This is a genomic window from Pantoea sp. RG18 (genome assembly GCF_025910075.1).
Lineage (GTDB): Bacteria > Pseudomonadota > Gammaproteobacteria > Enterobacterales > Enterobacteriaceae > Pantoea > Pantoea agglomerans.
The window spans coordinates 880,051-905,593 of record NZ_JAPCIL010000002.1; the positions used below are offsets into that span (position 1 = coordinate 880,051).

Consider the following 25,543-nt stretch of genomic DNA (forward strand, 5'->3'; position numbering starts at 1 on the left):
CACGCATTTTGTATAAACTCAGCAGGGCTTCACGTTTTAAAACATTAAAAGAGGAACATCATTATGGGTATTTTTTCTCGTTTCGCCGACATCGTTAATGCCAACATTAATTCCCTGCTGGAGCGTGCGGAAGATCCGCAGAAACTGGTCCGGCTGATGATTCAGGAAATGGAAGACACCTTAGTTGAAGTGCGCTCCACCTCTGCACGCGCACTGGCTGAAAAGAAACAGTTGTCACGCCGTATTGATCAGGCGGAGATTCAGCAGGCTGAGTGGCAGGAAAAAGCGGAGCTGGCGCTGCGCAAAGATAAAGATGATCTGGCCCGTTCAGCGCTGATTGAAAAACAGAAACTCACCGATCTTATCGCCTCCCTGAAACAGGAAGTGGGTCATGTTGAAGAGACGCTGGAGCGCATGAAAGGCGAAATCAGCGAGCTGGAGAAAAAACTGAGTGAGACACGTGCCCGCCAGCAGGCGTTGACGCTGCGTCATCAGGCGGCCTCTTCATCACGCGATGTTCGTCGTCAGCTGGACAGCGGTAAGATCGACGAAGCAATGGCACGGTTTGAATCTTTTGAACGTCGCATCGACCATATGGAAGCGGAAGCAGAAAGCCACGGTTTTGGTAAACCAAAGACGCTGAACCAGGAGTTTACTGACCTGAAAGCGGACGATGAAATCAGCGAGCAGCTTAATGCGCTGAAAGCCAAAATGAACCGCAGTGAGTAATCATCGACGTTGCGATAAGTGATTAAGGAGAGTCAATGAGCGCACTTTTTTTCGCCATACCGTTAACGATCTTCGTGTTGTTTGTCGCACCGATCTGGTTATGGCTGCATTACAACAACAAACGCAACGGCGGTTCGGAACTGTCGCAAAGCGAAATCCAGCGCCTGCAGCGCGTGACCCAGGACGCGCAGCGGATGCGCGAACGTATTGACGCGCTGGAAGCGATTCTGGACGCCGAACATCCAAACTGGAGGCAGCCATGATTAAAGGACGCAAGTTGTGGCGCAAGCCAGATGAAGGGAAATTTATGGGTGTCTGCGCAGGCCTGGCAGAGTATCTCGATATTCCGGTTCGTCTGCTGCGTGTCATCGTGGTGTTATCACTGTTCTTTGGCCTGTTTCTCTTTACGGTGATCGCCTACTTTGTGCTGGGTTTTGTGCTGGATGTGAAACCCGCCTCTGCCTCCCAGACTGAGCGCCAGCCCAGCGCCAGTGAACTGCTGGATCAGCTGGAGAGCACCCTGCAACGGGATGAGCGCAGCGTGCGCGACCTGGAACGCTATGTGACGTCTGAAACCTTCAGCGTGCGCAGCCGCTTCCGCCAGATTTGATTCTGCTACTGTTATTGCCGGGCCTGTCTCAGGCCCGTTCGCTCACTCAATGGAGGTGTTGATGTCTTTTTCGCGATCCACTGCTTTTCGTCACCGCGCGGCACCTGCATTGAAGTCGGCCGCTAAATTCATCATTATTAATGCTGTTACCTACGGTCCCGCCGGTGTCACTGGCTGGGCAGTGAAATCGGTAGCGCGACGCCCGTTACGTCTGCTGCTGGCTGTGGCGCTTGAGCCATTGCTGAAACGCGTGATGAACCGGGTGGCATCGCGCTTCATCAGGGAGAAAGATGAAAAGACTGCAAACTGAATTGATGGCGTTGATGAACCGTGGCGTTGATCGCCACCTGCGGCTGGCGGTAACCGGATTAAGCCGCAGCGGCAAAACCGCCTTCATCACCTCACTGGTTAATCAGCTTTTAACCGTTCACAGCGGCGCGCGTTTGCCGCTGTTTTCCGTGGTGCGGGATGAGCGCCTGTTAGGCGTAAAGCGGGTACCCCAGCGTGACATGGGCACGGCCCGTTTCACCTATGACGAAGGGCTGGCACAGCTCTACAGCACGCCGCCTGCCTGGCCCACACCCACACGCGGCGTCAGCGAAATGCGACTGGCGCTGCGTTATCGTCCCAATGATTCGCTGCTGCGTCACCTGAAAGAGACCGCGACACTCTATCTGGAGATTGTCGACTATCCCGGCGAATGGTTGCTGGATCTGCCGATGCTGGCGCAGGATTATCTCGCCTGGTCCCGGCAGATGAACGGTCTGCTGCAGGGCGATCGTGCTGAGTGGGCAAAGCCCTGGCGAACCCTCTGCGAAAAACTCGACCCGCTTGCACCCGCCGATGAAACCCAGCTTGCAGAGATTGCCGCTGCCTGGACCGACTATCTGCATCGCTGTAAATCTGAAGGCTTACACTTTATTCAGCCCGGTCGCTTCGTGCTGCCTGGCGATATGGCAGGCGCCCCCGCGCTGCAGTTCTTCCCCTGGCCGACGGCTGATGAAACGCAACTTACTAAGCTGGCGCAGGCGGACAAGGGCAGTAACTTCAGCATGCTGCAGCAGCGGTTTAACTACTACTGTCAGCATGTGGTGAAAGGTTTCTATAAAAACCATTTCCTGCGCTTTGACCGTCAGATTGTGCTGGTTGACTGCCTGCAACCGCTTAACAGCGGACCCCAGGCGTTTAACGACATGCGGCTGGCACTGACGCAACTGATGCAGAGTTTTCATTACGGTCAGCGAACCCTGTTTCGTCGGCTCTTTTCACCGGTAATCGACAAATTGCTGTTTGCCGCCACCAAGGCGGATCACATCACCAGCGATCAGCACGGCAATATGGTGTCACTGTTGCAGCAGCTGGTGCAGGATGCCTGGCAGAACGCGGCGTTTGAAGGGATTAGCATGGATTGCATCGGACTGGCGTCGGTGCAGGCGACACAGAGCGGGCTGGTCGATCACCGGGGCGAGAAGATCCCGGCCCTGCGCGGAAACCGGCTGGATGATGGTGAGCCGCTCACCGTCTATCCGGGTGAAGTCCCGCCTCGTCTGCCCGGTAATGCCTTCTGGCAGCAGCAGGGCTTTCAGTTTGAACAGTTCCGGCCGCAGCAGCTTGACGTCGATCGCCCGCTGCCACATATCCGCATGGATGCCGCGCTGGAATTTTTATTGGGAGATAAATTGCGATGAGTGATCCGCTGAAGCCGCGTATCGATTTTGCCCGTCCGCTGGACGAGAGCAGCGCCACGCCGCTGCGCCCGGCACAGACTTTTGAAGCGGAAGCGCAGGCGGCGTTTCTGGCGGTGCAGGATGAAGAGGTCGCTGTCGAAGAGGAAGGCGCAGGTGAACGGGCGGTGGAGGCTGCGCTGAAACCTAAGCGCAGCCTGTGGCGCAAACTGGTGACCGCTGGCGCGCTGCTGTTTGGCGTCAGCGTGATTGCGCAGGGTGTCCAGTGGACACATGACGCCTGGCTGGCCCGCGACTGGTTTTCACTGGGCAGCGGCGTGGCGGGTGGTCTGATCGTCCTGGCGGGTGTGGGTGCGCTGACCACCGAGTGGCGTCGTCTCTATCAGCTGCGTCAGCGCGCCGAGGAGCGGGATGTGGGCCGTGAGTTGCTGCACAGTCATGGCATCGGCAAAGGCCGGGCCTTCTGCGAAAAACTGGCGCAGCAGGCAGAGCTGGATCAGGCGCATCCGGCCCTGCAGCGCTGGCATGCCTCGCTGCACGAAACCCACAATGACAGTGAAATTGTCCGCTTATATGCGCAACTGGTGCAGCCGGTGCTGGATCGGCAGGCGCGGCGCGAAATCAGCCGTCATGCTGCTGAAGCCACGCTGATGATTGCGGTCAGCCCGCTGGCGCTGGTGGATATGGCGTTTATCGCCTGGCGTAATCTGCGGCTGGTCAATCGCATCGCGGCTATTTACGGCATTGAGCTGGGTTACTTCAGCCGCATCCGGCTGTTCCGTCTGGTGCTGCTCAACATGGCCTTTGCCGGGGCTTCCGAACTGGTGCGGGAAGTGGGTATGGACTGGATGTCGCAGGATATCGCCGCCCGGCTTTCCACGCGCGCCGCGCAGGGTATTGGCGCGGGTTTGCTGACTGCAAGACTGGGCATCAAAGCGATGGAGCTGTGCCGTCCACTGCCGTGGCTGGAGCAGGATAAACCACGGCTCGGCGATTTCCGTCGTGAGCTGCTGGGCCAGTTGAAAGAGGCGTTGCAGAAGGGTGGCAATAAGTCAGCCTGACGCTCTCGTGACAAATTAAAGGCGGCATTGCCGCCTTTATTCTTTAGTGTGGCTGGCGCAGCACCTGTCGGGAGTCGATGACCAGACACTCACCCGGACAGCCCGACTCATCAGTGATCACCGGATCCGCTGGCAGCGTGTAGGCCATTCCATTTTTCTCCCTGATAAAATGCGCCATCCCGGCAAACATTTGTGACCACTCATCAGGATTTTCTCCGGCAGTACAAAAGTCCGCCATACGCGCCGGAGCTGTCAACTTTTCCTGACAGATTCCTTTCTGCAGGTGCGCGACTTAGCGTATTATTGTCTTATCTGAACCTGATTAAGGCGAACGAAATGCGTCTGGAAGTGTTCTGTCAGGACCGACTCGGTCTGACGCGTGAACTGCTCGATCTGCTGGTGGCACGCAACATTGATTTACGCGGTATCGAAATCACGGCGCTGGGCCGCATCTACCTGAACTTTTCTGCACTGGAATTTGACGCCTTCAGCAATCTGATGGCGGAAATCCGGCGTACACCGGGCGTAACAGATGTGCGCACGGTAGCGTACATGCCCTCTGAACGCGAGCATCGTGCACTGAGCGCCCTGTTGGTGGCGATGCCGGATCCGGTTTTCTCCATCGATCTGAAAAGCAAGGTTGAACTGGCTAATCCGGCCGCACAGAACCTGTTTAATCTCGATGAAGAGAAGATGCGCAACTTTAGCGCCGGTAACCTGATTAACGGCTTCAACTTCATGCGCTGGCTGGAGAGCGATCGGGTTGAAGCGCAGGCGCAGCATGTGGTCATTGAGGGCCGCGATTTTCTGATGGAAGCGCGTCCTATTTATCTGCCGGGCGAAGAGGGCCAGAACGACAGGCCGGTGGGGGCGATGGTGATGCTGAAGTCGACAGCCCGCATGGGTCGTCAGTTGCAGAATCTGGTGGTCACCGATGAATCGGAGTTTGACCATATCATTGCTGTCACGCCGAAGATGCGTCAGGTGGTGGATCAGGCGCGTAAACTGGCGATGCTCGATGCGCCCTTACTGATCGTTGGCGACACCGGCACCGGGAAAGATATGCTGGCACGCGCCTGCCATCTGCGCAGTGCCCGCGGCAAGAATCCCTTCCTGGCGTTGAACTGTGCCTCTCTGCCCGACGACGTCGCCGAAAGCGAGCTGTTTGGTCATGCCGCCGGAGCCTATCCGAATGCGCTGGAAGGTAAGAAGGGCTTTTTTGAGCAGGCTAATGGCGGCTCAGTGCTGCTGGATGAGATTGGTGAGATGTCGCCGAGAATGCAGACCAAGCTGCTGCGTTTTCTCAATGATGGCACCTTCCGCCGCGTCGGTGAAGAGCATGAAGTGCATGTCAATGTGCGGGTAATCTGCGCTACGCAGAAAAACCTGATTGAGCTGGTGCAGCGCGGGGAGTTCCGCGAGGATCTCTTTTACCGGCTCAATGTGCTGACGCTGCAACTGCCGCCTCTGCGCGATCGTCCGCAGGATATTCTGCCGCTGACCGAGATGTTTGTTGCCCGCTTTGCGGATGAGCAGGGAATGGCGCGTCCGCGACTCTCGCCGCAGCTTAACGCTTTTCTGACTCGCTACGCCTGGCCTGGTAACGTGCGTCAGCTGAAAAATGCGCTTTATCGGGCGTTAACCCAACTGGAAGGTTACGAACTGCGTCCGCAGGATATCGTGTTGCCTGAACAGGCACTGGATGTGTCACTGGGCGATGAGGCGCTGGAAGGGACGCTGGATCAGATCACCAGCCGTTTCGAACGGTCAATTCTGACGCGACTCTATCTCTCCTATCCCAGCACCCGAAAACTGGCAAAACGGCTTGGTGTGTCGCATACGGCGATTGCGAATAAATTGCGGGAGTATGGTCTGGGGCAGAAGCGCACCGAAAGCGAGTAAACGGCAAACAGAAGATGAGAAGCGGATAACCTGGTTATCCGCTTTTTTTATTACTTCAGCGAGGTCAGCGCAGCGTCATAATCAGGCTCAGTGGTGATTTCATCAACCAGCTGGCTGTAGATCACTTTATCGTTCTCATCCAGCACAATTACGGCACGTGCGGTCAGACCTTCCAGCGCACCATCGGCAATTTCCACGCCATAATCATATTTAAACTCTGAGCCGCGCAGGGTCGACAACGTCACCACGTTGTTCAGGTTTTCTGCGCCACAGAAGCGCGACTGGGCAAACGGCAGATCGGCAGAGATGCATAACACCACGGTGTTATTCAGTTCGCTCGCGGCCTGATTGAATTTGCGCACCGATGAAGCACAGACACCGGTATCTACGCTCGGGAAAATGTTCAGAATTTTGCGTTTTCCTGCATACTCAGAGAGCGCGACGTTGACCAGGTTTTTCGCTACCAGCGTGAAAGCTTTGGCTTTATCGCCAGCCTGAGGAAACTGACCAGCAACCGGTACGGCATTACCCTGAAAATGAACAGTCTGAGACATAGTGATTCCTTTTAATGATAAAAAAGATCTGACACAAAACGGCTAAAGATAGCCGTTGTTTATGACATAAATGTTAAGGGTTTACGAGTTCAATTGTGGAATTTAACGTGGCGGTCTGCCACTGCATCACACATTGTGGAGTGGAAATGAGAACGGTAAAAAGTTATCCCGAAGCCTGGCCGTTGCATACGCCGTTTGTCATTGCCCGTGGAACCCGGACTGAAGTCAAAGTTGTGGTGGTTGAAATTGAGGAAGACGGAGTAAAAGGCGTTGGCGAAGCGACGCCTTATGCGCGCTATGGTGAAAGCGAGGCGTCGGTGCTGGCGCAAATCGCCGCGCTGCTGCCCGCGCTGCAACAGGGCATGACGCGCGAGGCGTTACAACAGGCGCTGCCCGCCGGGGCGGCGCGCAACGCCATTGACAGCGCACTATGGGATCTCTCCTCACACCAGCAGCAGAGCAGCCTCTGGCAGCTTAGTGGCGTGACTGCACCGGAGGATGTGGTGACCGCGCAGACCGTAAGCATTGATACTCCCGAGGCGATGGCCAGCAGCGCGCTGGCGCTGTGGCAGCATGGGGCAACACTACTGAAGATTAAGCTGGATAATAATTTCATTACCGAACGGCTGATGGCGATTCGCGCCGCCGTGCCGGACGCGACCCTGATTGTGGATGCCAATGAATCCTGGCACGCCGAAGGACTGGCGGCACGCTGTCAGCTGCTGGCGGACATCAATGTGGCTATGCTGGAACAGCCCCTGCCAGCGGGTGAGGATGCGGCGCTGGAGAACTTTATTCATCCATTACCGATCTGCGCCGATGAGAGCTGTCACACCCGCGAAAGTCTGGCGGTACTGCGAGGTCGTTATGAGATGGTCAACATCAAGCTGGATAAAGCGGGCGGGCTGACCGAGGCGCTGGCGCTGGCCGATGCGGCTCAGCAGCAGGGGTTTGCGGTCATGCTCGGCTGCATGCTCTGCACCTCGCGGGCGATACGCGCCGCACTGCCGCTGGTGCCGCAGACCCGCTTTGCCGATCTCGACGGGCCGACCTGGCTGGCGGTTGATGCAGAACCGGCGATTAAAGTGCGCAACGGTCAGCTGATCATTGCTGCCAGCGCAGCAGATTAACCATCATCTCCAGGTAGGTTTCAGTGGCTTCATCCACTGAAATCACCGGCATTTCAGCAGTGACGCAGGGCAGGCTGAGATCTTTACACCAGCTGCCGAATGAGCCTGGCGTGTCATAACCAACGCTGCTGACTCGCGGAAGGCCAGTGTGGCTGGCCAGCCAGCCACCAATCTCTGCCTGATGCGGGTCGTCAATACAGCCCAGCGGTTCATGCCATGAGACGATCCAGCGTGGTTTCAGCTGATGAATCAGCGCACAGAGCGCCTGGGTTTCCGGTTCAGAAGCCGGATGAGTGCCGGTCGAGAGCGCCACATCACGATCATCGGCAGCGCTGTTCCAGCGATACACCGTCTCGCCTGACTGCCAGTTCGCCGCCGGAAAGTTGCGGTTGAGATCGACGCCGTTTGCGTTCGCGCGCAGTCCGAGCTGACAGCCATCAGGATTGACTGCTAACACCACGTGGTGCCGACGCATCCCATCAGGCAGCGTCCGTAATGCTGCGGAGAGAGTGGCGATGGCCGCATTCTCATCACCGTGAGTGCCTGCCAGAATCAATCCGCTCTCGGGATCGCCCAGCGGCGCCGGAAACCAGAGCAGCGGCGCGCCCAGCACTGAGCGGCCATACTGCTGATAGGGGACGTCCAGTTTGCCGCGCAGGGGACGTGGATGGAGTGGCGACATAGTTATTTCCTCAAAGGGTTTTACTAAAAGTAGCGGAAAAGCCGTGCGCGGAAAATAGCTATTTATCTGTCAGCCATTTGCGCTAAAGTGCCCTGCACAAGTTGCATCGGCAACAGACTGATGCAGCGCTTCTTTGGGGTAAAGGAGTGATAATGGTCAAGACCTTTCGCATGACGCTGGCAGCAATCAGCCTGAGCAGCATCATCACACCCGCCATCGCGGCGAATCCACCCGCTGGCGCACAGCTGGCTGAACAGCAGCAGATCGTTCGCCATATTAAAGATGAACCCGCTTCGCTCGATCCGCTTAAAGCGGTAGGACTGCCTGAAATTCAGGTGATACGCGATCTGTTTGAAGGGCTGACCAATCAGGATGCGCAGGGCAAAATCGTGCCGGGCGTGGCGCAGAGCTGGAGCAGCAGCGATAACAAAACCTGGGTCTTTACGCTGCGTAATAACGCGCGCTGGTCGAACGGTGATCCGGTTACGGCTCAGGATTTTGTCTACAGCTGGCAGCGCTTGGTCGATCCGAAAAACAGTTCAGCCTTTGCCTGGTTCGCGGGCTTAAGCGGTATTCAAAATGCGGCAGCGATAACCAAAGGCGAAATGACGCCCGACAAGCTGGGTGTGGTCGCACAGAGTAAAAACCAGCTGAAGGTGACGCTGGATCGTCCGGTGCCGTGGTTCCCGGCGCTGGTGGCTAACGTGGCGCTTTTCCCGGTGCCGCAGAAAATTATTGCGCAACAGGGTGACAGCTGGACGTCACCCGGCAAACTGGTGGGCAACGGGGCCTATCAGCTTAGCGAACGCGTAGTGAACGAAAAAATCGTACTGACACGTAATCCTCACTACTGGGATGATGCCCATTCGGTGCTGACGAAAGTGACTTTTGTGCCGATTAATGAAGAGTCGAGCGCCACTAAACGTTATCGATCCAACGATATTGATATCACCGAATCCTTCCCGAAAAACATGTATGCGCTACTGAAGAAAACTCTGCCCGGAGAGGTCTACACACCTGACCAGTTAGGCACCTATTACTACGCGTTTAACACGCAGAAAGGGCCGACGGCCGATGTGCGGGTTCGCAAAGCGCTCTCCTGGTCTATCAACCGGAAAGTGATTGCTGAAAAAGTGCTGGGCACTGGTGAGAAACCGGCGTGGCATTTTACGCCAGATGTGACAGCAGGCTTTAAGCCACTGCCCACGTTCATGCAACAGCACGATCAGAACAGCCTGAATGCACAGGCCAAATCGCTGCTCGCTGCTGCCGGTTACGGTCCCGGCAAGCCGCTGAAACTCAAACTGCTCTACAACACCTCTGAGAGCCACCAGAAGATTGCGATTGCTGTGGCCTCGATGTGGAAAAAGAACCTCGGTGTGGATGTCACGCTGGAGAACCAGGAGTGGAAAACCTATATCGACAGCCGTAACAGCGGAAACTTCGATGTGATCCGCGCCTCGTGGGTCGGTGACTACAATGAACCCTCCACTTTCCTGAATCTGCTGACGTCGGGCAACAGCAGCAACATCGCGCGCTTTAACAACGCGGATTATGATGCGGTTATCGCCAAAGCCAGCCGGGAGACCAGTGATCAGGTACGTAACAGCGATTACAACCGTGCCGAGCAGATCCTGGCTGAGCAGGCTCCGATCGCCCCCATCTATCAGTACACCAATGGCCGCCTGATTAAACCCTGGGTCAAAGGCTATCCCATCACTAACCCTGAAGATGTCGCCTACAGTCGCGAACTGTGGATTGAAAAGCACTAAGTGCAGGAGGCCGGTCAACCGGCCACCCTCTGACATCTTTCTACACAGCCCGGAGATTGCAACTCAACACCGTCACGCTAGACTGTATCGTATTGATTTCAGTAGTGAGGCGACGGTGTGGACGTAATTGAAGGAAAAGCGTTACAGGTTTCAGATGCCATAATTTCCTGCCAGCTGGATGGCAAGGGCGGGATGATCCCGATTGCTGAAGATGAAGTCATCCAGTGTGAGCAGCCCTGCTGGCTCCATCTGAACTATACCCACCGTAAGAGCGCGGAATGGCTGCAGTCGACGACACAAATCCCTGATGCCGTGCGTGACGCCTTAGCGGGCGACAGTATGCGTCCACGCGTCAGCCGGCTGGGCGACGGCTTTATGATCGTGCTGCGCAGCGTCAACCACAACAGCGATGCGCGTCGCGACCAGCTGGTGGTGATGCGGGTATTTATCAACGATAAGCTCATCGTTTCGACCCGGCGGCGTAAAGTTTCTGCCGTCGATGAAGTCCTCACGGATTTGCAGAATGGTAACGGCCCGATTGACTGCGGTAGCTGGCTGGTCGATATCTGTGATGCCCTGACCGATCACACCAGCGAGTTTATCGAAGATTTACATGACAAAATCATTGAGCTGGAAGATGCGCTGCTTGACCAGCGGATGCCAGCACGAGGCGAACTCGGCCTGCTTCGCAAACAGCTGATTGTGATGCGGCGTTATATGGCACCGCAGCGGGATGTCTATGCGCGGCTGGCCAGTGAAAAACTGGCCTGGATGGATGACACCGAACGCCGCCGGATGCAGGAAATCGCCGATCGGCTGGGACGCGGGCTGGATGATCTGGATGCGGGGGTGGCGCGTACCGCGATTCTGGCTGATGAGGTTGCTTCTGCGATGGCGGAGTCGATGAACCGACGTACCTATACCATGTCACTGATGGCGATGATTTTTCTGCCAGCCACCTTCCTGACCGGCCTGTTTGGCGTCAACCTGGGCGGTATTCCAGGCGGCGAATGGCGATACGGTTTCTCTATCTTCTGTCTGCTGCTGGTGGCACTGGCCGTGGGGGTAGCGGGGTACCTGCGCAAGCGGCGCTGGCTCTAGCGTTATGCGTAGCGTATCGGTTATCTGCGCTGAAAATCCCGTAAAGGACGCAAAAGCTGATCGACATCAAGAACCCATTGTCGCTGCTGACGCAAACTCTCTCCCGCAGGTGAATGCAACGTCAAGCGATGGGCGTTGCGCTCCATATTGTCTTACTTCCTAATTTAGAATTAATGCATAGCACATTTAATTCGAAACATGCCGGCCCGTGTGCCGGCTTTTTTTTTGCCCGCCTGGCTGTAACGCCGTTCCTTACCTAAGCTTAAAGTCCATTCGCAACAAAAGGAGTAAGGCATGAGCGCGATTCTTAACAGCGAGCCGATCCCTACGGATCCGATCCCGATTCCTGAGCCTATTCCTCAGCCACAACCCCAGCCTGATCCGCCGACAGATCCGGAATTTCCGCCGATAATGGATCCACCACCGCACCGCAACATATAAAAAAAGGGCGTGCTGCCAGCAGCACGCCCTTAACCTTTCCAGCACTTATTTAATCTGAATCACATCCAGACGCGCGCTGGTATCCGGGGTATCCTCATCATCAGCCCGCCAGCCAACAGGCTGCAGCGGCAGAGATTCCCGGTCAAAGGCGAGATCCCCGCCGTCAACCACCGCATCGCCATGCTTAATGCCTTTAAAATCGAACAGGTTGATATCCGCCATATGTGACGGCACCACATTCTGCATCGCGCTGAACATGGTTTCGATACGGCCAGGATAGCGCTTATCCCAGTCACGCAGCATATCGGCTACCACCTGACGCTGCAGGTTCGGCTGAGAACCGCAGAGGTTACACGGAATAATCGGGAACTGACGCGCTTCTGAGAAGCGGATGATATCTTTCTCGCGGCAGTAAGCCAGCGGACGGATCACAATCTGCTTGCCATCGTCGCTCATCAGCTTTGGCGGCATGCCTTTCATTTTTCCGCCGTAAAACATGTTCAGGAACAGCGTCTGTAGAATGTCATCGCGATGGTGGCCCAGCGCAATTTTAGTACAGCCCAGCTCAGTTGCGACGCGATAGAGAATGCCACGGCGCAGGCGCGAGCAGAGTGAGCAGGTGGTTTTGCCTTCCGGGATCTTATCTTTGACGATGGAGTAGGTATCTTCTTCGATAATCCGATACTCAACGCCCTGCGACTCAAGATATTCCGGCAGGATATGCTCAGGGAAGCCCGGCTGTTTCTGGTCGAGGTTAACGGCAATAAGACTGAAGTTGACCGGCGCACTTTTTTGCAGACTGCGCAAAATTTCCAGCATGGTGTAGCTGTCTTTGCCGCCCGACAGGCAGACCATGATGCGGTCGCCTTCTTCAATCATATTAAAATCTGCAATGGCTTCGCCGACGTTACGACGCAGACGTTTTTGCAGTTTATTGAGGTTGTACTGTTCTTTCTTGTCAACCGTTTGATTATCTTGCATTTTTACCTATCTCAAAATCCAGAAAGCGTAGCTAAAGGGCAAATTGCCGTGCGCGTTCAGCCAGACACTTCACTGCGGTGTCACGAATATGCAGCGTATGGTACGGATTGTTGCCGCGAATGCCAGTACTGGAGTGAAGTAATCAGCGGATAGCCGCCCGGGGAATCCGGCAGAGACTACCCGTTAAGGGAGCAGCGACGTAAATCGATGCGGCGGTACTCAGTGAAAAAAGAGGGCAGGCCTTACCAGGTCATTACTCAATAATTGCGGGCTGATGTGTCACGGATAGCGTTCAACTATACGATGTCAGCTGGCTGGCACATCTTTCCACTGGCAATCGATTTCATCATTGTGCGCAGAACAGGATGGCAGTGATGCCTGGTAAGCATCAGCCCGCGCATTCTCTTTTTTTGCCGCACAACCCGCAGTCATAAAAATGATTGAGATAATTAACAGATATTTCATCAGAGCGACCACTAAGCAAAAAAAAACAGCATGCACCGCTATTAATCAATCATGCATAAACGGAGTCCTGTTTATGCTTATCTGATTTTAAATTTCCCTTCGAATTGTTGCTATAAATTCGCAGGGAGTTAAATATCCTGATGCACTGTTAATTTCATTAACGCCTGAATCTGAAAAACGCTGCTGTTGAATATGCGTTGACACTGCCGGGTTATAATTGGGAATACGTAAGATGCACAGGCATCACTGTTTTTTTGTATCCCATTAAATCTGAATCGATTTTACTGGCACATATCGCCACGTCCAAAACTGTTGCTTTTCAAAGCAGACGGGTGAAATTAAAGCCATTAAAGTGAATGTGAAAGTTAAAAAGGGCGGCTTTAATTTTTACACTCATAACTGTTTTTCCTGAGAGACCTGCTGTGACTTCATCGTTCCGCACATCGTGGTAATGCGGGCAGCGTAACAAATCGTTAAATTGCTGGCTATATATGTGAATAAGGACGGAGCAAACTTTAAATTCGATGAGACATCCGGTAAACACTCACGATATAAAAAATTATGGTGTCCGATTTATATTGACGCTGATGCTCTTTTTACTCTGCTATGTTGCAGTCATGTATTGCGGCGTTTTGTTGCTGGTAAACCGACACGGATTACTGCATTTCCTGCTGCACTGAATTTATTATTGCTAGCCACAGGCTTTAAAAATCCAGCGATAAGCATGATGTAAAAAATGTCTGAGCACTTCCAGCAAACTTTCAGCGCCTTCCCCCACCAGACACTGTCCGGTCTCAAGCGCATTATTTACGGAATTACGATGATCCAGGATCATCATGATGGCCATAGCGCCCGCAATCAGCGTAAAGATAAGCATGCTCAGTACCGGCCAGCTACTTTTACGTACAGAAGCGGACAGGGTTTCGTCACGATGGTCAGAGGTCTGGCGCATTTTTCACCGTATAAATTGTTACCTTAATAAACAATCACGGATTATGACATTAATTCCCGGCGGGCTCTATATCTCAGGTCAGGCTGCATGATTATGATAATAGATGAATCTGATGGAGAGGGCAGAAGGCAGTGCGTACCGATAACTCCCTTCTGCAACGTCCTGACGCTGACCGGCCTGTGTTCAGCAGGAATGATCTTTATGGAAAGGAATTTACATCATCTCCAGCGACTGAACTCCTTTGATCTCCATGACCTTATCGTAGAGGTGAGCATCGTTTGATTTGCGGGACAGCGTCACCTGAACGCTGAGCTCACACAGACCACTCTCCTCATCCCGATTAATCACCGTCACATTACCATAGCGAATGCCTTCCCGCTGCATGACCAGCAGCACCAGCGGCACACTTTTGGGCTTAAGAAAAACCAGCAGCGTATGATGTTTACCGATGAGAAAATGGCTCAGGCGGCGGAAGACTTCCAGCACCACCAGCGCCAGCACCGTGCCATAAATGCCGATCTCATACATGCCGCTGCCAATCACCAGACCAATCGCCGCAGTCACCCATAATCCCGCCGCCGTGGTTAAGCCTTTCACCACCTGCTTCTGAATCATAATGGTGCCCGCGCCAAGGAAACCCATGCCGCTGACCACCTGTGCCGCAATACGGCTGGGATCCAGTGCTACATGTTCGCTGTTGAGCATATCGGCGAAGCCATATTTCGATACCAGCATAAACATCGCACTACCGATACCGACCAGAATATGGGTACGCAGTCCCGCTTCTTTGGCCCGCATCTGGCGCTCCATGCCGATCAGGCCGCCGAGAATACCGGCCAGCGCTATGCGAATTAACATATCCATTAACATGGCTTTACTCCGAATTAATAAGGGCCGAAAAAGGGTGACAGTTCAGCGATAACAGGTAAACAAGATAATTCTGCTTGCAAATGACGCCGGAGAATTTTGTAAAAAGCTGTTTCACCTCTCGACCCGTTGTGCTGCCTGACATATGCTGAGCCAGCCTTTTCCCCCACTTCCCGGAGTCCGACTGATGAAAGCAGCCACTTTTTTGCTGGCCGGTGCCGCATTATTACTCTCTGCCTGCAGCAGCAACAGTGATGATAACGAGCCACCGCAACAAGCCACCGCCGCCCACATCCAGCCACGGGTGGTGATGTCTTCCCTGGCAGAAAGCACCTGTTCGAATGCGGGCGGAACGCTGGCATTTTCGCATCAGCTGGATGGCTCAAGAGTGGGGATGTGTCAGTTAGTCAATGGACGTCGCTGTGATGAGCAGGCGTTAATTGGCGGGAATTGCGCGCGCTGATGATCAGGCCGGATTGCTCCGGCCCGCACAGTCAGGCAGAGAGTCGGTTCGGGCAGTTTTCACCCCGGTCGAGCTGGCTGAGATTATTCAGTGTCGTTTCAGAAATGGCGGTCAGCGCTTCGGCGGTTAAAAACGCCTGATGGCCGGTGAACAACACGTTATGGCACGCCGACAGACGGCGGAACACATCGTCCTGAATCACATCATTCGACTTATCTTCAAAGAACAGATCACGTTCATTCTCATAAACATCCATGCCGAGCGCGCCGATTTTCTGCTGTTTCAGCGCGTCAATCGCCGCCTGTGAATCAATCAGGCCACCACGACTGGTGTTGATAACCATTACCCCATCGCGCATCTGTTTAAACGCATCGGCGTTGAGCAGATGATGATTTTCCGGCGTCAGCGGACAGTGCAGGGTAATGACGTGGGATTCAGCAAACAGCGTCTTCAGATCGACATATTCCGCGCCCAGTTCCAGCGCCTGCTCACTCGGGTAGGGATCATACGCCAGCAGCCGCATACCAAAACCTTTCAGAATCCGCATCGTCGCGATCCCGATTTTACCGGTACCGATAACACCCGCGGTTTTGTTATGCATGTTGAAACCGGTCAGGCCGTCGAGCGAAAAGTTTGCGTCACGGGTACGCTGATAAGCGCGATGAATACGGCGATTCAGGGTCATCATCAGGCCGATAGTATGTTCAGCGACCGCTTCCGGTGAGTAGGCCGGCACGCGCACCACTTCCAGACCCAGCTCTTTTGCAGCAGCCAGATCAACATTATTGAAACCGGCACAGCGCAGCGCGATGTATTTCACACCCAGCCCGGCCAGCTCTTCCAGCACCGGGCGGCTGCCGTCATCGTTTACAAAGATACAGACAGCATCGCAACCCACAGCGGTTTTGGCGGTGCTTTCAGAGAGTAAAAAGTCAAAAAACACCAGTTCAAAGCCGAACTGCTGATTGACCTGCTCAAGGTATTTCTGATCGTAATGTTTGGTGCTGTAAACCGCGATTTTCATCGTTGTGCTCCTGCAGAGGTGATAGAGCAAGGATAACGTTTTCTGACTGACTTTGCTGAAACAGCTGACTTGTGTCCGGCGCAGACCTTCACCTCTGGCAGATTACATGCCATCATCGTTGTCAGGATACTGTAAGGAAAAGGATTATGGCTTTTATGCCACGGATGTTCCGGCGACGGCTGGCCGCCATTCTGGCGCTGATTCTGCTGCTGCTCGGCCTGATCTTGACTGTCACGCAATGGCTGCCGCGGCTGGTCGGCATCTGGCTACCTGAAGATACCCGCATTGAGCTGTCGGGCGCACCGCGCTGGCGGGAGGGTGGCCTGTGGTTGCCACAACTTCGTTATCTCGCAGGGGATTGCTCCCTGGCAACGGTAAAGGGAGTGTCACTGGGCTGGCATCAGTCGCGCTGGAAACTGAATGCGTCAGAGCTGACGCTGGATAGCACCTGCCTGCAAAAATTACCGGCCAGTGATGGCAGCAAGGCAGCCCCCAAAACGCTGGCCGAATGGCAGGCAATGCTGCCTGGCGCCGACGTTCATCTGGGCAAATTAATTGTTACGCCGTGGCAGACGTATGCGGGCGCGCTGGATCTGACGCTGGAAAAAGATCGTCAGCAACTCAGTTATCAGGGCGATAATCTGCAGCTGGCGGCAACGCTGACCGGTCAGCAGCTCGCTATCAGTCGCCTGACGCTCACACATCCTGCACTTCCTGAACCCGTCACGCTGAGTGGTCATCTGGCGTTACCCACCTTTGCCACTGATCTGCCGGTGAACGGCGAGGTGACCGGACAGCTGGCGCTGGACGCGCTGCCGCATCCCCTGAAGCTGACGCTTAACTGGCAGCAGCAGCAGGGCGAGCTACACGTGGCAATGGCCGAAGTGACCCGGCCGCTTCTCAGACTGCCGTGGCAGATCAGCCGCGATCAGATTCGGATTGAAAAGGGCGAATACTTCTGGCCGCTGGTGGCTCAGCCGCTATCAGGGTTTGTTAACCTGACGCTGGATAACTGGCAGTCTGGCCTTGAAAGTAGCCAGATTAGCGGTCGCGTTAACCTGCTGACCCAGGGACGCGGCGGCAAGGGTAACGTGGTGCTCGGCGTCGGTCCCGGCAACCTCAGCCTGACCAACAGCAACCTGCCGTTTCAGCTAACCGGCGAAAGCAAGCTGGCCGACCTGCAACTTTACGGCTCCATTCCGGGCGTGCTCAGCGGCTCGATCCTCGATCCTCAACTGGTGCTGCAACCTAAATCGCTGCTGCGCCTGCGGGGCCGGTTGCTGTCAACGCTGGAAGTGGACGAAGCGCGCTGGCCGCTGGCGGGCGTACGACTCTCCTCGCAGGGTATTGATGGCCGCCTGCAGGCCATTCTCAATGCGCACGATGCCAGTTTTGGCCGCTTCCGGTTGCATCTCGATGGCCGCGCCAATGATTTCTGGCCCGATAAGGGCGAATGGAACTGGCGCTACTGGGGAGGTGGCGAGATGCTGCCGCTGCAGGCGCGCTGGGATGTTAAAGGCACGGGCGGCTGGCACGACACCCTGATCCATCTGGATACCTTGTCCACCGGTTTTAATCAGCTGGCGTATGGCAGTGTCAACGTTGCAAAACCGCGTCTGACACTGACTAAACCGGTAAACTGGCAGCGTGATGCGGCGCATCCGGCGTTCAATGGGCATTTCCGCCTGCAGGCAGGAGAGACCCGCTTCAGCTATGGCGGACATCTGGCAGATTCCACGCTCGACTTTGAGGCTAAAGGTCGTGATCCCGGCTATTTTATCTGGCGAGGCAGTTTACAGGCGGGCAAGGTTGGCCCGCTGCGGGTTAACGGCCGCTGGGATGGCGAACGGCTGCGCGGCCAGGCCTGGTGGCCGGCACAGTCGCTGACGGTGTTTCAGCCGTTGCTCAGCCCCGACATGAAAATGCAGATCCAGGGCGGCCGTTTGCAGGCACAGGTCGCTTTTTCCGCCGCAAGTGAACAGGGTTTCCAGGCGGGAGGCCACTGGACGGTAAAACAGGGCAGCATCTGGACGCCTGACAGCCAGGTTAACGGTATCGACTTCTCGCTGCCGTTCAGATTCCATGAGCAGCAATGGCAATTTGGTCAGCATGGCCCGGTATCACTGCGCATTGCCGAGGTTAAGAACCAGTTTGCGATGCAGAATATTCGCGCTGACCTGCAGGGTAACTGGCCGTGGTCCGAACAGGCGCCGCTGACGTTGCAGGATGTCAGCCTTGATCTGCTGGGCGGACAAATTACGCTGCCCGCTTTGCGCATGCCGCAGCATGAGCCAGCCCGGGTGTCGCTGCGCAATATCAGCCTCAGCGAGCTGGTGACGGCGCTGAAACCTAAACAGTTTGCCATGTCGGGCAAGGTCAACGGTGAGCTGCCGCTGTGGCTCAATAATCCACACTGGCTGGTGGAGAAAGGGTGGATTGCCAACAGCGGTCCGCTGACCTTCCGGCTGGATAAAGATATGGCGGATGCGATTACCCGCAATAACGTGGCGACGGGCGCCGCGCTGGACTGGTTACGCTATATGGAAGTCTCCCGCAGCTGGGCCACGATCAATCTGGATAATCTTGGCGACCTCACTATGGAGGCGCAGGTGCAGGGCGTCAGCCAGTTCAGTAACCGTCGTCAGACAGTCAATCTCAACTATCATCATCAGGAAAACCTGTTTCAGCTCTGGCGCAGCCTGCGCTTTGGCGATAATTTGCAATCCTGGTTAGAGCAACATGCGAATTTGCCATCCAACAAGGACACTTCACCATGAGCCTGAGGGCACTACTGGTTCTGGCAGCCGGACTGCTGAGCATCGGCTGCGTGCCGCGCATTGAAGTCACGGCACCTAAAGATCCCATCACCATCAACATGAACGTGAAAATAGAACATGAGATCCACATCAAAGTCGATAAAGACGTGGAAGCGCTATTGAAAAACCAGAGCGGTCTGTTCTGAGGAGAGCAACGATGAAACGCATAAGCGCGGTGCTGTTCCTCGCCCTGACGATGGCGCAGCCTGCCTGGGCACTGACGCTGGATCAGGCGCGGCAATCGGGGCGGGCAGGTGAAACGCTTTCCGGCTATCTGGCGGCACGTGCGCAGGATAGTGAAACGCTGGCACTGGTGCAGCGTATTAATGCCGGACGTCAGCAGGAGTATCAGCGACTGGCAGAACAGAATAATCTCTCCACGGCCGATGTCGCCAGTATTGCCGGACAGAAGCTGGTGAGCCGTGCGGCAGCGGGGGAATATGTGCGCGGCATTAACGGTCAGTGGCTGAGAAAAGCGGCAGAGAGCAGTCAGTAACCGGCGAAAAAAAACCGGGCGCATGGCCCGGTCTTTTACAGCGTCATCCTGAGATGAGTGAGACTTATGCCGTCACGATCTGCTTGATAGCGTCTTTCGCTTCAGCGGTCGCTTTGCTGGCCACTTCCGGACCGTAAGCGATGCCTTCAGCAAACACGAACTCAACGTCAGTGATGCCGATGAAGCCCAGGAACAGCTTGACGTAAGGGGTCAGCAGGTCAGTAGGGGTATCTTTGTGGATGCCGCCACGGCTGGAGATAACGACTGCCGTTTTGCCTTTAACCAGACCTTCCGGGCCTGCTTCTGTGTAGCGGAACGTCACGCCAGCACGGGCAATCAGGTCGAAATAGTTTTTCAGCTGCGTCGGGATGTTGAAGTTGTACATTGGCGCGGCAATAACCACTTCATCATGAGCCTGCAGTTCTGCAATCAGTTGATCAGACAGGTCCAGAGCCTCCTGCTGACGAGGTGACAGCGGGGTATCAGAGGGACGCATTGCACCCACTAACTCGCCATCCAGTACCGGGATCGGGTTAGCCGCCAGGTCACGGACGGTAACCTCTTTACCCTGGGCCTTTGCCTGTTCGATGTAGAAGTCAGCGAGCTGGCTTGATTGTGAGTAGCCTGCAAGAATGCTTGATTTCAGAACTAAAACTTTGCTCATGGTGGTTTCCTGTCTGTTACGCGGAAGACTTTCCGCTCAATGGTTTACACTCTACGGTTATCGATGGCGCGGTGAAAGCGCAATATTTCGAGACCCATGTTCGAATTTATTGAATAAGCGTAACCGGGGCCAGCCGCCGGAACAGTTCAGAATGTGCTATGATGCGCGCAATTATTTTTATTGAATCAGCTGGTTATCCCGGCTTGCAGGGCGCTGCTTCAGGCAGCGACACCGTCTGAGTAAGGTACGTCACTATTATGTCATCTCCCGATACTTCCCCACTGGCAGCGCTCTGGTCACGCCTCGACGGTGTAATGCTGCGCGATCGCCAGCGGTTACAGCGCCGTTTACAGGGTGCCAGAAAAGCTAAAAACCCCGAGGCACAGCAGGGCATTGCCAGCGAGCTTGAGCAGGACTTTATCGCTGCCGAACAGCGCGTGGCCCAGCGCCGTGCGGCCACGCCAGCCATTACCTTCCCGGACAATCTGCCGGTCAGTCAGAAGCAGCAGGATATTGCTGAGGCGATTCGCGATCACCAGGTAGTGATTGTCGCCGGTGAAACCGGCTCGGGTAAAACCACGCAGCTGCCGAAAATCTGTCTGGCGCTGGGGCGTGGTGTGACGGGTCTGATTGGTCATACGCAGCCGCGCCGTCTGGCCGCACGTACCGTGGCGAATCGCATTGCCGATGAGCTCAGCACTTCGCTGGGCGGCTGCGTCGGCTATAAAGTACGGTTTAACGACCAGGTCAGCGACCTGACGCAGATTAAGCTGATGACCGACGGGATTCTGCTGGCGGAGATCCAGCAGGATCGTCTGCTGATGCAATATGACACCATCATTATTGATGAAGCGCACGAACGCAGCCTGAATATCGATTTCCTGCTCGGTTATCTGCGTGAGCTGCTGCCGCGTCGCCCCGATCTGAAAGTGATTATCACTTCCGCCACCATCGATCCACAGCGTTTCTCGCGTCATTTCAATAATGCGCCGGTGATTGAAGTCTCAGGCCGGACCTATCCGGTTGAAGTGCGCTATCGGCCGGTGATCGAAGAGGCGGATGATGGCGATCGTGACCAGCTGCAGGCGATTTTTGATGCCGTAGATGAGCTGGGCCGGGAAAGTCGGGGCGATATCCTGATCTTCATGAGTGGTGAGCGTGAAATACGTGATACCGCCGACGCGCTGAACAAACGCGATCTGCCACACACCGAAGTGCTGCCGCTCTATGCACGGCTGTCGAACGCCGAACAGAACCGGGTGTTTCAGTCGCACAGTGGCCGTCGTATCGTGCTGGCGACCAACGTCGCGGAAACCTCACTGACGGTGCCTGGGATTAAATATGTGATCGATCCTGGTACGGCGCGTATCAGTCGTTACAGTTTCCGTACCAAAGTGCAGCGCCTGCCGATTGAACCGATATCACAGGCGTCTGCCAACCAGCGTAAAGGGCGTTGCGGCCGCGTTTCAGACGGTATCTGTATCCGTCTCTACGCGGAAGATGACTTCCTGAGTCGTCCGGCCTTTACCGATCCTGAAATCCTGCGCACCAACCTGGCGTCAGTGATCCTGCAGATGACCTCGCTGGGCCTCGGCGATATCGCCGCCTTCCCGTTTGTGGAAGCGCCCGATAAGCGCAATATCCAGGATGGCGTCCGCCTGCTGGAAGAGCTGGGCGCGCTGACCCTGAACGAAGAGACCGGTCACTATAAGCTTACCGGTTCCGGGCGTCAGCTGGCGCAGCTGCCGGTGGATCCCCGCCTGGCGCGGATGGTGCTGGAAGCGCAGAAATTTGGCTGCGTGCGCGAAGTGATGATTATCACCGCAGGCCTGTCGATTCAGGACCCGCGTGAGCGTCCGGCAGATAAAAAACAGGCGTCCGATGAGAAGCACCGGCGCTTTGCCGACAAAGACTCCGACTTCCTCGCCTATGTGAATCTCTGGAACTACCTGGCGGAGCAGCAGAAAGCGCTGTCCGGGAATGTTTTCCGCCGCCAGTGCAAAAGCGATTTCCTTAACTATCTGCGCGTGCGGGAATGGCATGATATCTACACCCAGCTGCGGCAGGTGGTGCGTGAACTTGGCATTCCGGTTAACAGTGAACCGGCTGAGCTGCAGCCCGTCCACTGCGCGCTGTTAAGCGGTCTGCTGTCGCATATCGGGCAGAAAGACACCGATAAGCAGGAGTATACCGGCGCGCGCAATACCCGCTTCGCGATCTTCCCTGGCTCCGGGCTGTTTAAAAAGCCGCCGAAGTGGACCATGGTGGCGGAACTGGTCGAGACCAGCCGCCTGTGGGGCCGAACGGCGGGCCGTATTGAACCGGAGTGGATTGAGCCGCTGGCACAGCATCTGATCAAGCGTAGCTACAGTGAACCGCACTGGGAGAAATCGCAGGGCGCGGTGATGGCCACCGAAAAAGTCACGCTCTATGGCCTGCCGATTGTCGCCGCCCGTAAAGTTAACTATGGCAGCATCGATCCCACCCTGAGCCGTGAACTGTTTATTCGTCACGCGCTGGTGGAGGGCGACTGGCAGACCCGACACGCCTTCTTCCGCGCAAACCAGAAGCTGCGCAGCGAAGTGGAAGATCTGGAACACAAATCCCGTCGTCGCGACATTCTGGTTGATGACGAAACGCTGTTTGCTTTTTATGACCAGCGCATTGGCAAAGAGGTGGTCTCGGCGAAGCATTTCGACAGCTGGTGGAAACAGGCCAGTCGCGAAAACGCAGAACTGCTGAATTTCGACAAGCAGATGCTGATCAAAGAGGGTGCGGATAAAATCAGTCAGCTCGACTACCCCAACTTCTGGCATCAGGGCAACCTCAAACTTAAGCTGAGTTATCAGTTTGAGCCTGGCGCAGATGCGGATGGCGTGACGGTACATATTCCGCTGCCGCTGCTGAACCAGGTAGAGGATAGCGGTTTTGAGTGGCAGATCCCCGGTGTACGCCGTGAACTAATCATCGCACTGATTAAGTCGCTGCCCAAGCCGCTGCGCCGTAACCTGGTGCCTGCGCCCAATTACGCCGAAGCGTTCTTAGGAAGAGTGAAAGCGATGGAGATGCCGCTGCCTGATGCGCTGGCGCGGGAATTTCGCCGCATGACCGGCGTCACGCTGGAGCGGGAAAACTGGCAGTGGGAACAGGTGCCCGATCATCTGAAAATGACGTTCCGGGTAGTCGACGAGCACAACCGTAAACTGCTGGAAGGTAAAGATCTCACTGCGCTTAAGGCACAGCTGAAAGACAAAGTGCAGGAAACGCTGTCGAAAGTGGCGGATGACGGGCTGGAGCAGAGCGGGCTGCATATCTGGAGTTTTGGCGATCTGCCACGCAGTTATGAACAGAAGCGCGGCAGCTACCAGGTTAAAGCCTGGCCTGCGCTGGTCGACGAGAAAGAGAGCGTCGCCATTCGCCTGTTTGACAGCGAGCAGGAGCAGCAAAAAATGATGTGGCGCGGTCAGCGTCGCCTGCTGCTGCTGAATGTGCCGTCACCGGTTAAGTATCTGCACGAGAAGTTGCCGAACAAAGCCAAGCTCGGACTCTACTTTAACCCTTATGGCAAAGTGCTGGAGCTGATTGACGACTGCATCGCCTGTGGCATCGACAAGCTGATGGGGGAAGCGGGCGGTCCGGCCTGGGATCAAACCTCGTTTGAGCAGTTGCGTGACAAAGTGCGCGGCGAACTCAATGAAACCGTGGTGACCATCGCGAAGCAGGTCGAGCAGATCCTGACGGCAGTCTTCAACATCAATAAGCGTCTGAAGGGTCGGGTCGATATGACCATGGCGCTGGCGTTATCTGACATCAAAGCGCAGTTAAGTGGCCTGGTTTATCGCGGCTTTGTCACCGGCAACGGCTGGCAGCGACTGGCCGATACGCTGCGTTATCTGCATGGGATTGAGCGCCGACTGGAAAAACTGCCTGCCGATCCGCACAGCGATCGTGCGCGGATGTTAAAAGTGCAGGCAGTGGAGCAGGCTTATCAGGCGTGGCGCAACAAGTTGCCGCCGCAGCGTCAGGATGATGAAGAGGTGCAGAGCATCCGCTGGATGATCGAAGAGCTGCGAATCAGTTACTTTGCTCAGCAGCTGGGTACGCCTTATCCCATCTCAGATAAGCGTATTCTGCAGATGATGGAGCAGATAGCGGGTTAAACGCCGGGATGCGCGCCGTAACAGGCGCGCATCCGATGATGGGGAGTGAGAGTGCGGACTACTGCGCGAGGGATTCCAGCTTATCTTTAAACGAGGTGACCGAAATCGCGCGGTTATCAGCCAGATAGCGATCTTTCGCTGCCGGTGCTGAGCTTTGTACCGCGATTAACTGCCAGCCTTTATCGCTGTTGAGCAGCAGTGGCGAACCACTGTCACCTGGCAGGGTGTCACACTGATGCGACAGCACGGCGCGCTGCGCCCAGCCGGTAATCAGGCAATTGCTGTGGGAGTAAAGCGTGTCCAGATGATCAGCCGGATAGCCCGCCTGCGTCACTTTGCGTCCGGTCAGCTTCAGCGCCGCAGTGAGATCGCTGCGTGAGCCATCGAACAGCGGAATAGGCGTAATCGCTGAGGGCGGATTGCGTAAAATCACGATGCCGTAATCATAGGGGGCTGCACTGCTCGGCACGATCCAGCCTTCACCATCCGCTTTTAACTTTGACGCCAGCGAGGGTTCAACCCGCGCATCAATATCATGAAGCTCGTAGCGCCAGCCTTTATCGCTGGACATAAATCGCAGCGCAACCGGCTTATCGAAATTACCCGGCGGGGCAAGCAGGCAGTGTCCGGCGGTCAGCGCCAGATGCGGAGAGATGAGTGTGGCAGTACAGAGGTTGCCGCTTTCGGTTTCCAGCTGACCAATGGCATCCCAGGGGGCAGCGGTAATATCGGTGATTGCCTGGCGATGATCCTTACCGAAAAACAGCATCTTAATTTCAGCAGGAGTAGGCGAGTCATCGTCATCATCGGCATGAACCGTGGTGGCAAAGCTGAAGAGTCCAACCATTAACAGGGTAGCCAGGCGCATAGAAATCTCAATGGCGAGAAAAAATTAACGTTATTGTTATTACGTAAGTACGGTAACTATAGTCGGTGAGCGTTGAAAAAGGGAGTTTTATTGGTTAATCAGTACGCTACAGCGGTTAAA

Annotated in this window: 25 protein-coding genes; 15 read left to right on the forward strand and 10 right to left on the reverse strand. The window is 55.4% G+C overall.

What is annotated here, in order from left to right; all coding sequences use genetic code 11:
* Window positions 1–63: 63 nt before the first annotated feature.
* From pspA to OK409_RS04575, 6 genes are all read left to right on the forward strand, one after another.
* On the forward strand, window positions 64–729 hold the full coding sequence (gene pspA, locus OK409_RS04550) for a phage shock protein PspA (RefSeq protein ID WP_010244588.1): 666 nt from the start codon (window positions 64–66) through the stop codon (window positions 727–729).
* A 35-nt stretch (window positions 730–764) separates the two neighbouring features.
* Window positions 765–992 (forward strand): envelope stress response membrane protein PspB, encoded by a 228-nt coding sequence (pspB, locus tag OK409_RS04555; RefSeq protein WP_010244592.1) that lies wholly within the window; start codon window positions 765–767, stop codon window positions 990–992.
* Window positions 989–1,339: an envelope stress response membrane protein PspC gene (gene pspC, locus OK409_RS04560; protein ID WP_010244595.1), complete on the forward strand. Its 351-nt coding sequence runs from the start codon at window positions 989–991 to the stop codon at window positions 1,337–1,339. The genes pspB and pspC overlap by 4 nt, the downstream gene beginning before the upstream one ends.
* Window positions 1,340–1,400: 61 nt before the next feature.
* Window positions 1,401–1,649: a phage shock protein PspD gene (gene pspD / locus OK409_RS04565; RefSeq protein ID WP_010670225.1), complete on the forward strand. Its 249-nt coding sequence runs from the start codon at window positions 1,401–1,403 to the stop codon at window positions 1,647–1,649.
* A complete protein-coding gene (locus OK409_RS04570) occupies window positions 1,630–3,027 on the forward strand; it encodes a YcjX family protein (protein ID WP_069026332.1) in 1,398 nt (465 codons plus the stop codon). The genes pspD and OK409_RS04570 overlap by 20 nt, the downstream gene beginning before the upstream one ends.
* A complete protein-coding gene (locus OK409_RS04575) occupies window positions 3,024–4,085 on the forward strand; it encodes a YcjF family protein (protein ID WP_010244604.1) in 1,062 nt (353 codons plus the stop codon). Before OK409_RS04570 ends, OK409_RS04575 begins: the two co-directional genes overlap by 4 nt.
* Before the next feature lie 43 nt (window positions 4,086–4,128).
* Here OK409_RS04575 and OK409_RS04580 read toward each other — a convergent pair whose 3' ends face one another.
* Window positions 4,129–4,341, reverse strand: coding sequence for a hypothetical protein (locus OK409_RS04580; protein WP_153020891.1), 213 nt, complete (start codon window positions 4,339–4,341; stop codon window positions 4,129–4,131).
* 80 nt (window positions 4,342–4,421) lie between these two features.
* Between OK409_RS04580 and tyrR the strand changes: the two genes are divergently transcribed.
* Complete coding sequence (gene tyrR / locus OK409_RS04585; protein ID WP_031591537.1) at window positions 4,422–5,987, forward strand: transcriptional regulator TyrR; 1,566 nt, start codon at window positions 4,422–4,424, stop codon at window positions 5,985–5,987.
* Between the two features lie 50 nt (window positions 5,988–6,037).
* On the opposite strand, the gene tpx is transcribed toward tyrR, so the two are convergent.
* On the reverse strand, window positions 6,038–6,541 hold the full coding sequence (gene tpx, locus OK409_RS04590; RefSeq protein WP_052271823.1) for a thiol peroxidase: 504 nt from the start codon (window positions 6,539–6,541) through the stop codon (window positions 6,038–6,040).
* 146 nt (window positions 6,542–6,687) lie between these two features.
* On the opposite strand from tpx, the gene ycjG reads away from it, so the two are divergent.
* Complete coding sequence (ycjG, locus tag OK409_RS04595; RefSeq protein ID WP_264366804.1) at window positions 6,688–7,671, forward strand: L-Ala-D/L-Glu epimerase; 984 nt, start codon at window positions 6,688–6,690, stop codon at window positions 7,669–7,671.
* Here the strand turns inward: ycjG and mpaA are convergent.
* Entirely contained in the window at window positions 7,646–8,353 is a 708-nt protein-coding gene (mpaA, locus tag OK409_RS04600) for a murein tripeptide amidase MpaA (protein WP_033757784.1), read from the reverse strand. The genes ycjG and mpaA overlap by 26 nt on opposite strands.
* 152 nt (window positions 8,354–8,505) lie before the next feature.
* On the opposite strand from mpaA, the gene OK409_RS04605 reads away from it, so the two are divergent.
* A complete protein-coding gene (locus tag OK409_RS04605) occupies window positions 8,506–10,125 on the forward strand; it encodes a peptide ABC transporter substrate-binding protein (RefSeq protein WP_264366805.1) in 1,620 nt (539 codons plus the stop codon).
* A gap of 117 nt (window positions 10,126–10,242) precedes the next feature.
* Window positions 10,243–11,226, forward strand: coding sequence for a zinc transporter ZntB (zntB, locus tag OK409_RS04610; protein ID WP_010244630.1), 984 nt, complete (start codon window positions 10,243–10,245; stop codon window positions 11,224–11,226).
* A 486-nt stretch (window positions 11,227–11,712) separates the two neighbouring features.
* Here the strand turns inward: zntB and ttcA are convergent, their stop codons facing one another.
* From ttcA to OK409_RS04630, 4 genes are all read right to left on the reverse strand, one after another.
* Window positions 11,713–12,648, reverse strand: a complete 936-nt coding sequence (ttcA, locus tag OK409_RS04615) for a tRNA 2-thiocytidine(32) synthetase TtcA (RefSeq protein ID WP_033787746.1) — start codon at window positions 12,646–12,648, stop codon at window positions 11,713–11,715.
* 306 nt (window positions 12,649–12,954) lie between these two features.
* Complete coding sequence (locus OK409_RS04620; protein WP_010670216.1) at window positions 12,955–13,113, reverse strand: hypothetical protein; 159 nt, start codon at window positions 13,111–13,113, stop codon at window positions 12,955–12,957.
* Window positions 13,114–13,804: 691 nt separating this feature from the next.
* Complete coding sequence (locus OK409_RS04625; RefSeq protein WP_122888840.1) at window positions 13,805–14,065, reverse strand: hypothetical protein; 261 nt, start codon at window positions 14,063–14,065, stop codon at window positions 13,805–13,807.
* 213 nt (window positions 14,066–14,278) lie between these two features.
* Window positions 14,279–14,935: an MgtC/SapB family protein gene (locus tag OK409_RS04630; protein ID WP_010670214.1), complete on the reverse strand. Its 657-nt coding sequence runs from the start codon at window positions 14,933–14,935 to the stop codon at window positions 14,279–14,281.
* Window positions 14,936–15,119: 184 nt separating this feature from the next.
* On the opposite strand from OK409_RS04630, the gene OK409_RS04635 reads away from it, so the two are divergent.
* Window positions 15,120–15,395: a DUF333 domain-containing protein gene (locus OK409_RS04635; RefSeq protein WP_003853763.1), complete on the forward strand. Its 276-nt coding sequence runs from the start codon at window positions 15,120–15,122 to the stop codon at window positions 15,393–15,395.
* A 31-nt stretch (window positions 15,396–15,426) separates the two neighbouring features.
* Here the strand turns inward: OK409_RS04635 and OK409_RS04640 are convergent, their stop codons facing one another.
* On the reverse strand, window positions 15,427–16,419 hold the full coding sequence (locus OK409_RS04640) for a 2-hydroxyacid dehydrogenase (RefSeq protein WP_010244644.1): 993 nt from the start codon (window positions 16,417–16,419) through the stop codon (window positions 15,427–15,429).
* Between the two features lie 146 nt (window positions 16,420–16,565).
* Here OK409_RS04640 and OK409_RS04645 point away from each other — a divergent pair, with 146 nt between their 5' ends.
* The 3 genes from OK409_RS04645 to OK409_RS04655 are packed head-to-tail and all read left to right on the forward strand — an operon-like array spanning window position 16,566 to window position 19,731.
* Window positions 16,566–19,196, forward strand: coding sequence for a YdbH family protein (locus OK409_RS04645; RefSeq protein WP_319633918.1), 2,631 nt, complete (start codon window positions 16,566–16,568; stop codon window positions 19,194–19,196).
* Window positions 19,193–19,381 carry a YnbE family lipoprotein gene (locus OK409_RS04650; protein WP_009090058.1) on the forward strand — a complete coding sequence of 63 codons (189 nt, stop codon included), beginning with the start codon at window positions 19,193–19,195 and terminating at the stop codon, window positions 19,379–19,381. The genes OK409_RS04645 and OK409_RS04650 overlap by 4 nt, the downstream gene beginning before the upstream one ends.
* Window positions 19,382–19,392: 11 nt before the next feature.
* Complete coding sequence (locus tag OK409_RS04655) at window positions 19,393–19,731, forward strand: YdbL family protein (protein WP_033779117.1); 339 nt, start codon at window positions 19,393–19,395, stop codon at window positions 19,729–19,731.
* 64 nt (window positions 19,732–19,795) lie between these two features.
* On the opposite strand, the gene azoR is transcribed toward OK409_RS04655, so the two are convergent.
* Window positions 19,796–20,395: an FMN-dependent NADH-azoreductase gene (gene azoR / locus OK409_RS04660; RefSeq protein ID WP_264366806.1), complete on the reverse strand. Its 600-nt coding sequence runs from the start codon at window positions 20,393–20,395 to the stop codon at window positions 19,796–19,798.
* Window positions 20,396–20,652: 257 nt separating this feature from the next.
* Between azoR and hrpA the strand changes: the two genes are divergently transcribed.
* The gene (gene hrpA, locus OK409_RS04665; RefSeq protein ID WP_264366807.1) at window positions 20,653–24,555 is read left to right on the forward strand and encodes an ATP-dependent RNA helicase HrpA; all 3,903 of its coding nucleotides are present in this window, start codon (window positions 20,653–20,655) and stop codon (window positions 24,553–24,555) included.
* Between the two features lie 58 nt (window positions 24,556–24,613).
* Here hrpA and OK409_RS04670 read toward each other — a convergent pair whose 3' ends face one another.
* A complete protein-coding gene (locus tag OK409_RS04670) occupies window positions 24,614–25,423 on the reverse strand; it encodes a trypsin-like serine peptidase (RefSeq protein ID WP_264366808.1) in 810 nt (269 codons plus the stop codon).
* Window positions 25,424–25,543: the final 120 nt, after the last annotated feature.

Bases quoted from the DNA above. Each gene is read 5' to 3' on its own strand.
- pspA (WP_010244588.1), top strand. From the start codon at position 64: ATGGGTATTTTTTCTCGTTTCGCCGACATCGTTAATGCCAACATTAAT.
- pspB (WP_010244592.1), top strand. From the start codon at position 765: ATGAGCGCACTTTTTTTCGCCATACCGTTAACGATCTTCGTGTTGTTT.
- pspC (WP_010244595.1), top strand. From the start codon at position 989: ATGATTAAAGGACGCAAGTTGTGGCGCAAGCCAGATGAAGGGAAATTT.
- pspD (WP_010670225.1), top strand. From the start codon at position 1,401: ATGTCTTTTTCGCGATCCACTGCTTTTCGTCACCGCGCGGCACCTGCA.
- OK409_RS04570 (WP_069026332.1), top strand. From the start codon at position 1,630: ATGAAAAGACTGCAAACTGAATTGATGGCGTTGATGAACCGTGGCGTT.
- OK409_RS04575 (WP_010244604.1), top strand. From the start codon at position 3,024: ATGAGTGATCCGCTGAAGCCGCGTATCGATTTTGCCCGTCCGCTGGAC.
- tyrR (WP_031591537.1), top strand. From the start codon at position 4,422: ATGCGTCTGGAAGTGTTCTGTCAGGACCGACTCGGTCTGACGCGTGAA.
- tpx (WP_052271823.1), bottom strand. From the start codon at position 6,541: ATGTCTCAGACTGTTCATTTTCAGGGTAATGCCGTACCGGTTGCTGGT.
- ycjG (WP_264366804.1), top strand. From the start codon at position 6,688: ATGAGAACGGTAAAAAGTTATCCCGAAGCCTGGCCGTTGCATACGCCG.
- mpaA (WP_033757784.1), bottom strand. From the start codon at position 8,353: ATGTCGCCACTCCATCCACGTCCCCTGCGCGGCAAACTGGACGTCCCC.
- OK409_RS04605 (WP_264366805.1), top strand. From the start codon at position 8,506: ATGGTCAAGACCTTTCGCATGACGCTGGCAGCAATCAGCCTGAGCAGC.
- ttcA (WP_033787746.1), bottom strand. From the start codon at position 12,648: ATGCAAGATAATCAAACGGTTGACAAGAAAGAACAGTACAACCTCAAT.
- OK409_RS04620 (WP_010670216.1), bottom strand. From the start codon at position 13,113: ATGAAATATCTGTTAATTATCTCAATCATTTTTATGACTGCGGGTTGT.
- OK409_RS04625 (WP_122888840.1), bottom strand. From the start codon at position 14,065: ATGCGCCAGACCTCTGACCATCGTGACGAAACCCTGTCCGCTTCTGTA.
- OK409_RS04630 (WP_010670214.1), bottom strand. From the start codon at position 14,935: ATGTTAATGGATATGTTAATTCGCATAGCGCTGGCCGGTATTCTCGGC.
- OK409_RS04635 (WP_003853763.1), top strand. From the start codon at position 15,120: ATGAAAGCAGCCACTTTTTTGCTGGCCGGTGCCGCATTATTACTCTCT.
- OK409_RS04640 (WP_010244644.1), bottom strand. From the start codon at position 16,419: ATGAAAATCGCGGTTTACAGCACCAAACATTACGATCAGAAATACCTT.
- OK409_RS04645 (WP_319633918.1), top strand. From the start codon at position 16,566: ATGGCTTTTATGCCACGGATGTTCCGGCGACGGCTGGCCGCCATTCTG.
- OK409_RS04650 (WP_009090058.1), top strand. From the start codon at position 19,193: ATGAGCCTGAGGGCACTACTGGTTCTGGCAGCCGGACTGCTGAGCATC.
- OK409_RS04655 (WP_033779117.1), top strand. From the start codon at position 19,393: ATGAAACGCATAAGCGCGGTGCTGTTCCTCGCCCTGACGATGGCGCAG.
- azoR (WP_264366806.1), bottom strand. From the start codon at position 20,395: ATGAGCAAAGTTTTAGTTCTGAAATCAAGCATTCTTGCAGGCTACTCA.
- hrpA (WP_264366807.1), top strand. From the start codon at position 20,653: ATGTCATCTCCCGATACTTCCCCACTGGCAGCGCTCTGGTCACGCCTC.
- OK409_RS04670 (WP_264366808.1), bottom strand. From the start codon at position 25,423: ATGCGCCTGGCTACCCTGTTAATGGTTGGACTCTTCAGCTTTGCCACC.